Source organism: Amycolatopsis sp. NPDC047767 (assembly GCF_040704195.1).
GTDB lineage: Bacteria > Actinomycetota > Actinomycetes > Mycobacteriales > Pseudonocardiaceae > Amycolatopsis.
The window spans coordinates 72,154-83,983 of sequence record NZ_JBEYSJ010000017.1; the positions used below are offsets into that span (position 1 = coordinate 72,154).

Annotated in this window: 12 protein-coding genes and 1 pseudogene; 11 read left to right on the plus strand and 2 right to left on the minus strand. The window is 72.2% G+C overall.

The features are described 5' to 3' along the window. Positions 1–537: 537 nt before the first annotated feature. The 6 genes from aroC to AB0878_RS28150 are packed head-to-tail and all read left to right on the plus strand — an operon-like array spanning position 538 to position 6,287. A complete protein-coding gene (gene aroC / locus AB0878_RS28125) occupies positions 538–1,725 on the plus strand; it encodes a chorismate synthase (RefSeq protein ID WP_366583237.1) in 1,188 nt (395 codons plus the stop codon). Next, the gene (locus AB0878_RS28130) at positions 1,722–2,246 is read left to right on the plus strand and encodes a shikimate kinase (protein WP_366583238.1); all 525 of its coding nucleotides are present in this window, start codon (positions 1,722–1,724) and stop codon (positions 2,244–2,246) included. Before aroC ends, AB0878_RS28130 begins: the two co-directional genes overlap by 4 nt. Before the next feature lie 32 nt (positions 2,247–2,278). Next, a complete protein-coding gene (gene aroB, locus AB0878_RS28135) occupies positions 2,279–3,388 on the plus strand; it encodes a 3-dehydroquinate synthase (protein ID WP_366583239.1) in 1,110 nt (369 codons plus the stop codon). Next, positions 3,385–3,816, plus strand: a complete 432-nt coding sequence (aroQ, locus tag AB0878_RS28140; protein ID WP_366583240.1) for a type II 3-dehydroquinate dehydratase — start codon at positions 3,385–3,387, stop codon at positions 3,814–3,816. Before aroB ends, aroQ begins: the two co-directional genes overlap by 4 nt. Beyond that, positions 3,813–4,736, plus strand: a complete 924-nt coding sequence (locus AB0878_RS28145; RefSeq protein ID WP_366583241.1) for a GNAT family N-acetyltransferase — start codon at positions 3,813–3,815, stop codon at positions 4,734–4,736. Before aroQ ends, AB0878_RS28145 begins: the two co-directional genes overlap by 4 nt. Before the next feature lie 21 nt (positions 4,737–4,757). Continuing rightward, positions 4,758–6,287, plus strand: coding sequence for a beta-xylosidase (locus AB0878_RS28150; RefSeq protein ID WP_366583242.1), 1,530 nt, complete (start codon positions 4,758–4,760; stop codon positions 6,285–6,287). A 142-nt stretch (positions 6,288–6,429) separates the two neighbouring features. Here AB0878_RS28150 and AB0878_RS28155 read toward each other — a convergent pair. Next, a pseudogene (locus AB0878_RS28155) lies at positions 6,430–6,813 on the minus strand (B-4DMT family transporter); the annotation flags it as partial. A 136-nt stretch (positions 6,814–6,949) separates the two neighbouring features. On the opposite strand from AB0878_RS28155, the gene AB0878_RS28160 reads away from it, so the two are divergent. From AB0878_RS28160 to nusB, 3 genes are read left to right on the plus strand one after another with little or no spacing between them, the layout of a single operon-like run. Next, a complete protein-coding gene (locus AB0878_RS28160; RefSeq protein WP_366583243.1) occupies positions 6,950–8,047 on the plus strand; it encodes a Xaa-Pro peptidase family protein in 1,098 nt (365 codons plus the stop codon). 44 nt (positions 8,048–8,091) lie between these two features. Continuing rightward, positions 8,092–8,655 carry an elongation factor P gene (gene efp, locus AB0878_RS28165; RefSeq protein WP_360596650.1) on the plus strand — a complete coding sequence of 188 codons (564 nt, stop codon included), beginning with the start codon at positions 8,092–8,094 and terminating at the stop codon, positions 8,653–8,655. Continuing rightward, positions 8,655–9,113, plus strand: a complete 459-nt coding sequence (gene nusB, locus AB0878_RS28170; protein ID WP_366583244.1) for a transcription antitermination factor NusB — start codon at positions 8,655–8,657, stop codon at positions 9,111–9,113. The genes efp and nusB overlap by 1 nt, the downstream gene beginning before the upstream one ends. Before the next feature lie 404 nt (positions 9,114–9,517). Here nusB and AB0878_RS28175 read toward each other — a convergent pair whose 3' ends face one another. After that, positions 9,518–10,006: a helix-turn-helix domain-containing protein gene (locus AB0878_RS28175; RefSeq protein ID WP_003096372.1), complete on the minus strand. Its 489-nt coding sequence runs from the start codon at positions 10,004–10,006 to the stop codon at positions 9,518–9,520. Between the two features lie 261 nt (positions 10,007–10,267). Between AB0878_RS28175 and pyrR the strand changes: the two genes are divergently transcribed. Beyond that, complete coding sequence (pyrR, locus tag AB0878_RS28180) at positions 10,268–10,888, plus strand: bifunctional pyr operon transcriptional regulator/uracil phosphoribosyltransferase PyrR (RefSeq protein ID WP_366583245.1); 621 nt, start codon at positions 10,268–10,270, stop codon at positions 10,886–10,888. Then, a complete protein-coding gene (locus AB0878_RS28185; RefSeq protein WP_366583246.1) occupies positions 10,885–11,820 on the plus strand; it encodes an aspartate carbamoyltransferase catalytic subunit in 936 nt (311 codons plus the stop codon). Before pyrR ends, AB0878_RS28185 begins: the two co-directional genes overlap by 4 nt. The last annotated feature ends 10 nt before the right edge of the window (positions 11,821–11,830 follow it).

An 11,830-nucleotide genomic window follows, 5' to 3' on the forward strand; every position in this document is an offset into this window, starting at 1 on the left:
ATCGGCCACCTCGCGGAAGACGGCATCAGGCGGGCTTGCGGCACCCGCCACCTCGCGGAAGACGGCATCAGGCGGGCTTGCGGCATCGGCCACCTCGCGGAAGACGGCATCAGGCGGGCTTGCGGCACCCGCCACCTCGCGGAAGACGGCATCAGGCGGGCTTGCGGCATCGGCCACCTCACGGAAAACCGCATCAGGCGGGCTTCCCCCACCGACCACCTCGCGGAAGACGGCATCAGGCGGGCTTGCGGCACCCGCCACCTCACGGAAGACGGCATCAGCAGGTCTTCCGGCACCGACCACCCCCCAGAAACCCGGATCAGGCGCGCCTCCGCCGTCCCCCGCCTCACCGACACACCCACCACAACCCAGGGCAAGCCCTCGCCTCCACCGAGCCATTCGCCACCGCGTGCCCCACGGGCCGGCGTTGGTGGTCGCGGCCTGGATGTGCGCGGTGTTCCCCGGGGTGGGTTCGGGGGTGGTGCCCAGCTGAGGGCCTGTCACAGGTGACGCCGTAACACGTGACAGGATTAGCCGGTGTTGCGCTGGATCACCGCAGGAGAATCGCACGGACCCGCCCTCGCCGCTGTGCTCGAGGGCCTGCCCGCTGGTGTGGAGGTGACCACCGGAGACCTCACCGCGCAGCTTGCGCGGCGGAGGCTCGGGTTCGGTCGCAGCCCGCGCATGGGGTTCGAGACCGACCACGTGCAGATCCTGGGCGGCGTCCGCCACGGGATCTCGCAGGGTGGCCCCATCGCGGTGCAGATCGAGAACGCCGAGTGGCCCAAGTGGGAGCAGGTCATGGCGGCCGACCCCGTGGACCCCGAGGTGCTCGCCGGCCTGGCGCGCAACGAGCCGCTCACGCGGCCGCGCCCCGGGCACGCCGATCTGCCCGGCATGCAGAAGTACGGCTTCGACGAGGCCCGTCCCGTGCTGGAGCGCGCGAGCGCCCGCGAGACGGCGTCGCGCACGGCGCTGGGCACGGTGGCGCGCAACTTCCTGCGCCAGCTGCTGGGCGTGGAGGTGCTGAGCCACGTCGTGTCGATCGGTGGCGCCGACGCGCCGGAGGGGCCGCTGCCGCAGCCGGGTGACCTGGCCGCGATCGACGAGAGCCCCGTGCGGGCGTTCTCGGCCGAGGGCACCGAGGCGATGATCGCCGAGGTCGACGCCGTGCGGAAGGCGGGCGACACCGTCGGCGGCGTGATCGAGGTGCTCGCCTACGGGCTGCCGCCGGGCCTCGGCTCCCACGTGCACTGGGACCGCCGCCTCGACGCGCGCCTGGCGGGCGCGCTCATGGGCGTGCAGGCCATGAAGGGCGTCGAGGTCGGCGACGGCTTCACCACCGCGCGCCGGTGGGGCAGCCAGGCCCACGACGAGATCGACCGCGGCACCGGCCCGGTCGGCGTCACGCGCCGCTCCAACCGCGCGGGCGGCCTCGAAGGCGGCATCACCAACGGCGAGCCCCTGCGCGTGCGCGTGGCGATGAAGCCGATCTCGACCGTGCCCAAGGCGCTGTCCACCGTGGACGTGCGCACCGGCGAGCCGGCCGTCGCGATCCACCAGCGCTCCGACGTGTGCGCCGTGCCGCGGGCGGGCGTCGTGCTCGAGTCCGTGGTGGCGCTGGTGCTGGCCGACGCCGCGTTGGAGAAGTTCGGCGGCGACTCGCTGGCCGAGAGCAAGCGCAACGCCGAGGGCTACCTGAAGGCGCTCGAGGAGCGCTGGTGAGCCCCCGCGCCGTGGTCGTGGGACCGCCGGGCTCGGGCAAGAGCACGGTGGGCCCGCTGCTCGCCGAGGCGCTCGGGGTGGCGTTCCGCGACACCGACGACGACATCGTCGAACGCGCCGGCCGCGCGATCTCCGACATCTTCGCCGACGACGGCGAGCCGGCGTTCCGCGCGCTCGAAGCGCAGGCCGTGGCCACCGCCCTCGACGAGCACGACGGCGTCCTCTCCCTCGGCGGTGGCGCCCCGCTGACCCCGGAGACCCGGGCGTTGCTGGCGAAGCACACCGTGGTGTTCCTGAACGTCGGCCTCGCCGCCGGCGTGCAGCGCACCGGCCTGTCGAGCGCGCGCCCGCTGCTCGCGGGCGTGAACCCGCGCGCCACGTTCAAGTCCCTGCTCGACGCGCGCCTGCCCGTGTACCGCGAGGTGGCGACGATCGAGATCGAGACCGACCACCGGTCACCCGCCGAGGTGGTGGCCGCCGCGGTCGCCGCGATCGAGCCCGCCGAGGCGCGCGAGCAGTAAGACCGGCAGAACCAGGAGTAGTGAGGAAGCCCGTGTCCCAACCCGTCCGGATCCGCGTCGCGACCGCGCACCCGTACGACGTGCTCGTGGGCCGCGGCCTGCTCGCCGAGCTCACCGCGCAGCTCGCCGACGCGTCGAAGATCGCGCTGATCCACCCGCCCACGCTCACCGCCACCGCCGAGGCCGTGCGCGACGAGCTCGCCGAAGCGGGCCTCGACGCCCACCGCGTGGAGATCCCGGACGCCGAGGACGGCAAAGCCTTCTCCGTCGCCAGTTTCTGCTGGGAGGTCCTCGGCCGGATCGGGCTCGACCGCCGCGGCGTGGTCGTGGGCCTCGGTGGCGGCGCCGTGACGGACCTGGCCGGCTTCGTCGCCGCCACCTGGATGCGCGGCGTGCGCCTGGTCAACGTGCCGACCACGCTGCTCGGCATGGTCGACGCGGCCGTCGGCGGCAAGACGGGCATCAACACCGAGGCCGGCAAGAACCTCGTGGGCGTGTTCCACGAGCCGAGCGCCGTGCTCGTCGACCTCGCGACGCTGGAAACCTTGCCCCGCAACGAACTCGTCGCCGGCATGGCCGAGGTCGTGAAGACGGGCTTCATCGCCGACCCGCGCATCCTGGAGCTCATCGAGCAGGATCCCGAAGCCGCCCTCGACCCGACCGGAGACGTGCTGGCCGAGCTGGTCCGCCGCTCGATCCAGGTCAAGGCCGACGTCGTCGCCGCCGACCTACGCGAGTCCGACCTGCGCGAGATCCTCAACTACGGCCACACCCTCGGCCACGCCATCGAGCGCCGCGAGCGCTACCGCTGGCGCCACGGCGCGGCCGTGAGCGTGGGCCTGGTGTTCGCGGCCGAGCTCGCCCGCCTCGCCGGGCGCCTCGACGACGAGACCGCCGCGCGCCACGCGTCCGTGCTGAAGCTGATCGGCCTGCCGACCACCTACGACCCCGACGCTCTGGGGCAGCTCATCGAAAGCATGAAGGGCGACAAGAAAACCCGCTCCGGTGTGCTCCGGTTCGTGGTCCTCGACGCGCTCGCCAAGCCCGGCCGCCTCGAAGGCCCGGACCCGGCGCTGCTGGCCGCCGCGTACTCGGCGGTCGCGGCCGACGCCCCCAAGAACGGCGGGAGCGTGCTGCTGTGAAGGTCTTCGTCTTCAACGGCCCCAACCTCGGCCGCCTCGGCAAGCGCGAGCCCGCCGTCTACGGCTCCACGACGCACGACGACCTCGCCGCCCTCTGCGTGAAGACCGGCATCGAGCTCGGCCTCGACGTCGAGGTGCGCCAGACCGACCACGAGGGCGAGCTCGTCGGCTGGCTCCACGAGGCCGCCGACGGCGGGAACCCGGTCGTGCTCAACGCCGGCGCCTGGACGCACTACTCGATCGCCGTGCGCGACGCCGCCGCGCAGCTGTCCGCGCCGCTGATCGAGCTGCACATCAGCAACGTCCACAAGCGCGAGCAGTTCCGCCACCACAGCGTGCTCTCCGACATCGCCACCGGCGTGATCGTGGGCCTCGGCGTCGACGGCTACGGCCTCGCGCTGCGCTGGGTCGCGGCCAACGCGAAGTGACCCCGGAGCTCACCACCGAACGCCTGCGGCTGCGGACCCTGACCGAAGCCGACACCGACGCCGTGGTGGCGGTGTTCGCCGACCCGGAGATGAGCCGGTTCTTCGCCGCCGACTTCTCCGACCCCGCCCAGGCCCGCGCCATGGTGGCCCGCCGCCTCGCCTACGACGGGCCCGAAGGCCAAGGCCACTGGGTGGTCGAGCACGAGGGCGAAGTCGTCGGCGTCGCCCACCTGCGCCCGTCGTCCGAGCTGCCCGGCGACGTCGCCGAGCTGGGCTACTACATCGCCGCGAAGCACGCGGGGAAGGGCTTCGCCACCGAAGCCGGCCGCGCGCTCGTGGACCACGGCCTCACCACGCTCGGCGTGCCCGCCGTGTGGGCGCTCGTCCACGAGGACAACGCGGCCAGCCTCGCGATCACCCGCCGGCTCGGCTTCCTCGACGTCGGCTCCGGCGTGCACTACGGCGACGTGCACCGCGTGCTCGTCGCGCTGCCCACCGCGCACGGGCGGGCGCACCACATCGAGCTGTGGGTGCCCGACCTCGCGCGCGCCGAACGCAGCTGGGGCTGGCTGCTTCAGCGGCTGGGCTGGCGCGAGTTCCAGCGCTGGCCCGACGGCGTCAGCTGGCGCCTCGGCCCCACCTACCTCGTGGTGGAAGCCTCGCCCGCGATGGCGACGGGGCCGCACGAGCGCCTGCGCCCCGGCCTCAACCACCTCGCCCTGCACGTCGCCACCCGCGCCGAGGTCGACGAACTCGCGGCCGGCGGGCACGGCTGGCGGCCGCTGTTCGCGGACCGTTTCCCCTACGCGGGCGGGAAACCGCACTACGCGGCCTACCTCGAGAACGACGACGGCTTCGAGGTCGAGCTTGTTGCCCTCGAACACCCACCAGACGGGGACACGTTCACCCAACCGGGTTAGGACTGGTTAGACTCGGCCATCATGCACCCGTTTCGTGGCGGGGTTCGGCGACCCGCGCGAGCCCTCTTCGCCCTGGCGTTGTCGGGGGTCGTGGTGGCGGGCTGCAGCGACAGCTACGCGCAGACCCAGGCCGACGGTCCCGGCCACGGCGGCATCGCGGGCGGCAAGCCGGCTCCGGCCAAACCCCCGCGCGTGGCGAACGTCCCGCTGGAGACCGCGAAAGGTCGTCAGAGCAACGGAGTGGTCGCCGCCGGCGCTGCCGACGCGGTCTACAACTACGGCCCCACCGCGATGGTCGAAAACGGCAAGACCCGCCTGTGGTGGTGCAGCCAGTACGGCAGCGCGGCGCCGCCCGGCGACGACATCCTCTACGCCGAAGCGCCTTCGGCCGACGGTCCCTTCACCGGACCGGGTGGCGGCGCGCCGATCGCGGTCCTGTCCGGTTCACCCGGCGCGTTCGACGGCGTGCACACGTGCGACCCGTCCGTGCTGCGCGTCGGCGGCACCTACTACCTGTACTACACCGGCGCGGCGGGCGACCACGCGCTCGGCAACGCCATCGGCCTCGCGACGAGCGCTGACGGCATCCACTGGACCCGCGCGGCGGGCGGGAAACCGATCCTCGGGCCTTCGCACGACGTGCACCGCGACAACGTCTACGGCGCCGGCCAGCCCTCGGTCGTGTTCCTCGACGGCTGGTACTACCTCATGTTCACCGACACCACCGGCCGCGCCGCCGGCTGGAACGGCGCCGGCCAGTTCGTGATCCGCTCCCACGACCCGGCGTTCCGCAGCGGCGTGGAAGCGTTGGGGGAGCAGGGTTTCGCACCCGTATCGAGCACCTCGGCACCACGTGAGCGCTCGGTGGTCGACGGCTTCAGCGCCGACCTCGAATGGGTCGGCGCGCTCGACGCGTTCGTGATCGCCCACGAGACCGCGGCGGGCACCTCGCTCACCTTCTGGGACAAGGACTTCACGCTCCAGCCCTACACGCCGCTGGTGATCCCCGGCGCGTGGAAGGAAGGGCCCGGCCTCGTCCGGCGCCCGGACGGCCACGCCCCGACGTCGGTCACCGACCCGTGCGACACCGTCTCGTTCGACGTCGTGCGCGCGACGGAGATCGGTTCCGCGGGCGCGCCGACGGGCCTGAAGCACTTCGGGCTCGACGTCCAGGGCGCCGGCGGCTGTTCGAGCCCCGATCGCGTGACCACGACGTTCGACGGCGTCGCGATGCCGTCACCGGACCGCCGGATGGACCTGTTCCGCCGCGGCGTGCGCATCCGCGTCGACCGCCGCTCGGTCGCGGCCGCCCTCGCGGGCGAGATCGTGGACCGGCCGCTCTCGCCCGTCGCCGGGCTGCCGGTGAAGGCGACGCTGAAGTCGGGCACGAACGTGGTCCACTCGTACGGCCTCGGGTACGGCGTGGTGCTCGGCAACGAGCTCTACGGCCTGCCCGACACCACGATCGTGGGCCTCAACGGGGCCGAGGTGACGGAGATCGACCCGCGACAGTGGGACGCCTACGCCCCCGGGCTCCCGCTGGGCGGCTGACGGGCGACGGCTTCGGCCGCGGCGCGCCGGCCGGCTCGGCCTCGGGTTCCGGCAGCTCCAGCTGACCCGACTGGCTGCCCGAACCATCGTTGTCGTCGTACTCCTCGGGCTCCGGCTCCTCGTCCACGGGTGCGGGCCGCCGCACGCGCGAGCCGACGAACAGCCCCAGCCCGGCCGGCACCAGCACCAGCAGCGCCGAGAACGCCGCGCCTCCCGTGAGCGCCGCGCCCAGCTCGGAGGTCCCGGTCTGGTCGACGAACACCGCGCGGCCGATCACGTACAGGATGCCGGAGAAGACGCCGGCCACCAGCGAGGCGATGAACCAGGCCCGGCCGCGGTCCGGCTTGCCGCGCCAGCCGTCGATTGCGCTCCAGAGCGCCGCGACGCCCACCAGCACGGCGAGGGTGACGGACGTGATCACCGTCTGGTCGGTCGGGTGGAACACGGACCACTTGGCGAGCAGCGTCATGGCGGCGGCGTGGACGACGGCCATGACCAGCCCGCGAGTCAACCAGGCACCCAGCATGGACGGAGTGTAGGTGCCACCGGGTGAACGCCGTGTGGTCCGTCCGGATCAGCGGCCCCGCGTGCCCGGCCGGCTGCGGTCCGTGACCACCGCGAGCGTCCCCGGACCGGGCGATCCGCGTGGCTAAGCTGGCCGGGTGCCTGAAACCCATGCTCACCGTCGCGGCGCGCTGCGGTCCCTGATCACCGAGTCCGGGGTCGACGCGCTGCTGGTCACCGACCTGCTCAACATCCGCTACCTCACCGGGTTCACCGGGTCGAACGCCGCGCTGCTCGTGCACGCCGGCGGAGAGGCGCAGACCGTGTTCTGCACTGACGGCCGCTACACGACCCAGTCGGCGTCCGAGGTGCCCGACCTCGAACGCGTGATGGGCCGCGCCAGCGACCGCGTGCTCGCCGATTTCGCGGCCCGCGCCCACTCGACCTACGGGCGTACCGGGTTCGAGAGCCAGCACGTGAGCGTGGAAGACCACGAGGTGCTCAAGGTGCGCTTCGACAAGGTGACGCTGGTCCGCACGCCCGGGCTGATCGAGCAGCTGCGCGCGGTGAAGGACGAGGTCGAGGTCGCGGCCCTGCGCTCGGCCTGCGCGGCGGCCGACCGCGCGCTCGCCGACCTGGTGGCGGCCGGCGGCCTGCGCGCCGGGCGCACCGAGCTGGAAGTGGCGCGCGACCTGGAGAATCGCATGCTGGAGCACGGCTCGTCGGAGCCGTCCTTCGCCACGATCGTGGCCGCCGGGCCCAACTCGGCGATCCCGCACCACCAGCCCACCGGAGCTGAGCTGCGCGAAGGCGACTTCGTGAAGCTCGACTTCGGCGCGACGGTCGACGGCTACCACTCCGACATGACCCGCACGTTCGTGCTCGGCAAGGCCGCCGACTGGCAGCGCGAGCTCTACGACCTGGTCCACCGCGCCCAGGCGGCCGGTACGGCGGCGGTGTTCCCGGGCGCCGACGTGTCCGAAGTGGACGCCGCGGCCCGCTCCGTGATCGCCGAGGCGGGCCGCGCGGAGGAGTTCGCGCACGGCCTCGGCCACGGCGTCGGGCTCGAGGTGCACGAGGCGCCCAGCCTCGCTACCACGGGCGTCGGTACACTGTCCGCCGGTATGGCGGTCACCGTCGAGCCCGGCGTCTACCTCGCGGGGCGCGGTGGCGTGCGCATCGAGGACACGCTCGTCGTGCGGGACTCCGGGCCCGAACTCCTCACCCTGAGCACCAAGGACCTCGTGGCCGTCTGAGACGGGCCGCGGACGAAGAGATCGACACAGGAGACCGAAAGCTCGTGGCCACCACCAACGACCTGAAGAACGGGCTCGTCCTCAACCTCGAGGGCCAGCTCTGGACCGTCACCGCGTTCCAGCACGTCAAGCCGGGCAAGGGCGGCGCCTTCGTGCGCACCACGCTCAAGCACGTGCTGACGGGGAAGGTCGTCGACAAGACCTTCAACGCCGGCACGAAGGTCGAAACGGCCACCGTGGACCGCCGGAACATGACCTACCTGTACAAGGACGGCCAGGACTTCGTGTTCATGGACGGCGACACCTACGACCAGATCACGGTTCCGGCCGAGGTCGTGTCGGACAACGCCAACTACATGCTCGAGAACACCGAGGTCCAGGTCGCGGTGCACGAGAACGAGCCGCTGTACGTCGAGCTCCCGACCTCGGTCGAGATCCTCATCCAGCACACCGACCCCGGCCTGCAGGGCGACCGCTCCACCGGCGGCACCAAGCCGGCGACGCTCGAGACCGGCGCCGAGATCCAGGTGCCGCTGTTCGTCTCGACCGGCGAGAAGATCAAGGTCGACACGCGTGACGGCCGGTACCTCGGCCGCGTCTCCGGCTGATGGCGGACAAACAGAAGCCGCACCCGAACCGCGGCGGTGCGATCAGCCGGCGGCAGGCCCGCCGGCGTGCCGTCGAGATGCTGTACGAAGCGTCTCAACGCGGCACCGACCCGGTCACGCTGCTGGCCGACCGGGTCGGGTCCACCGACGTCGACCCGGTCGCCGACTACACGATCACCGTCGTGGAGGGCGTCACGACCCACCGCGAGCAGGTCGACGAGCTGCTGGCCGAGCACGCGCAGGGCTGGACCCTGGACCGCATGCCGCCGGTCGACCTGGCGGTGCTGCGCGTGGGCGTCTACGAGATGCTCTGGTCTTCCGACGTGCCCGACCCCGTCGCGATCGACGAGGCCGTGGGACTGGCGAAGGAACTCTCGACCGACGACTCGCCGCGGTTCGTCAACGGCGTGCTCGGGCGCATCGGGACGATCGCCGACCGCCTGCGGGCCGTGCTCTGACCCGCTGACGGCCGCAGTCTCGAAGACAGCCGAAAACAAGCGAAAACCGCCGAAGGCCGCGAGCTCCGTGAAGGAGCCGCGGCCTTCGGCGTTGTGCTGGTGCCCCCAGGAAGCCTCACGAGTGGGGTCCGGAAGAGGTCTTCGTCACACCCAGCGTTCTCCGGCCGGTTCCGGGCCGTGCTCGGGCCCGCCCGGGCGTCGCCCGGTGAACCGGGTTCACCGTCACCGCAACCCGGAAGCGCTAGCCCGAACGGGTCACGCGCCGGAACGGCGGACGCGGGTGCGAGGGGACGGCCGGAGCGATGTTGATCACCGTCCGCAGCCGGTCCGGCGGTGTCCGAAGCTCGGTGGGTGTTTCCGGTGCCCCGCCGAAAACACCCACCGCGTCGGGCAACCGCCGCCCATCAGTCTTCTTTGGACGGACGGGCCTCGGGCGGCAGGACGCCCCAGTCGATGAGCTGTTCGGTGAGCTCACCGGGGGTCATGTCGTAGATGATCGCGAGCGAGCGCAGGTCCTCGGTGCGGATGGAGAGCACCTTGCCGTTGTAGTCGCCGCGCTGGCTCTGGATCGTGGCCGCGTACCGCGCGAGCGGGCCGACCTTCTCCGCGGGCAGCTGCTGGAGCCGCTCGAGGTTGATCACGATCTTCGTGGCGGGCTCGGCACCCGAGGGCACACGGCCCTCCGGCAGCAGTTCGACCACCGGTACACCGTAGAAGTCGGCCAGTTCGGCCAGCTTCTGGACGGTGACGGCGCGGTCGCCACGCTCGTACGAGCCGACGACGACGGCCTTCCAGCGGCCGCCCGACTTCTGCTCGACCCCGTGCAGGGAGAGGCCCTGCTGCTGGCGGATCCCGCGGAGCTTGGCCCCGAGCGCCTTGGCGTAATCGCCCATCTGGTGGTTCTCCGTTTCCTCACCCCCACGCCGGTCGGGGTGACCGGTCAGGGGACTCCTCGAGTCGAATACTCAGAGTAATGGTTACGCATAGTTGTCACCAGGTCAAGCAGTAGGTCTCCGTACCTGGTCGCGGACGTGGGCACACCACCCGGAAGGCTGATTGACCGCTCCTGCTACTGTCGGTGCGATTTCCCCGCACGAGCTGGGAGTCGACGTCCTTTAAGGACCCGTCCAGAGAGGCGGGGAAGGAGGTCCGCCTTGTCGTCACGTCCGCGTGGCGCGGCGGAACCGGCCGGGGAGCGCGAGCTTCTTTCGGCCGGCGATGTCGCGCGCACGATAGCCCGGATGGCCCATCAGGTCATCGAGAAGACCGCACTCGGTGCGAGCGCTTCCGGTGACCCCGGCTCACCCGGTGATCAAGCCCCGCCGGTGCTGCTGGGCATCCCCACCCGCGGTACTCCGCTGGCCACCCGGCTCGCCGGGAAGATCGGCGAGTTCTCCGGGGTCGTCCCCCCGACGGGGGCCCTCGACGTCACCCTGTACCGCGACGACCTGCGCCGCCGCCCGCCGCGCGCGCTGGAGCAGACGCAGCTGCCGCCCGGTGGCATCGACGACCGGGTGGTGATCCTGGTCGACGACGTGCTGTTCTCCGGCCGCACCATCCGCGCCGCGCTCGACGCCCTGCGCGACCACGGCCGCCCGCGCGCCGTGCAGCTGGCCGTGCTCGTCGACCGCGGCCACCGCGAGCTGCCGATCCGCGCCGACTACGTCGGCAAGAACGTGCCCACCGCGCGGGCCGAGGGCGTGTCCGTGCTGCTGTCCGAAACGGACGGGCGCGACGCGGTCCTGCTCCGTGCGCCGGAAGGAGAGTCCCGGTGAAGCACCTGCTCGCCACCGACGGTCTGGACGCCGACACCGCCACGGCCGTCCTCGACACCGCCGACGAGCTGAAGCACACGCTGCTCGGCCGGGAGGTCCGCAAGCTGCCGACGCTGCGCGGCCGCACGGTGATCACCCTGTTCTACGAGAACTCCACCCGCACGCGCGTGTCGTTCGAGATCGCCGGAAAGTGGATGAGCGCCGACGTGATCAACGTCTCGGCGTCGAGCTCCTCGGTGAACAAGGGCGAGTCGCTGCGGGACACCGCGCTGACGCTCGCCGCCGCGGGTGCCGACTGCGTGATCGTCCGGCACCCCGCCTCGGGCGCCGCGCACCGGCTGTCGGGCTGGCTCGCCGAGGCCGGCACCGCGGTGGTCAACGCGGGCGACGGCACCCACGAGCACCCCACGCAGGCGCTGCTCGACGCGGCGACGCTGCGCGAACGGCTCGGGTCGCTGAAGGACCGCCGGGTGGCGATCGTCGGCGACGTGCTGCACAGCCGCGTCGCCCGGTCGAACATCCACCTGCTGAGCACCCTCGGCGCGGAGGTGGTGCTCGTCGCACCGCCGACGCTGCTGCCGGTCGGCGTGGAGACGCTGCCGGTCACGGTCTCGCACGACCTCGACGCCGAACTGCCGGCCGTCGACGCCGTGATGATGCTGCGCGTCCAGGCGGAACGCATGCACGGCGGGTTCTTCCCGTCCTCACGCGAGTACTCGATCTCCTACGGCCTGTCCGAGCGGCGCCAGCGGCTGCTGCCGGACCACGCTGTGGTGCTGCACCCCGGTCCGATGCTGCGCGGGATGGAGATCGCCTCGGCGGTCGCCGACTCCCCGGCGTCGGCCATCACCGAACAGGTCCGCAACGGCGTCCACGTGCGCATGGCGGTCCTCTACCACTTGCTGGCCAGTGAAGGAGGCAACCGTGACTGACAATCGATGC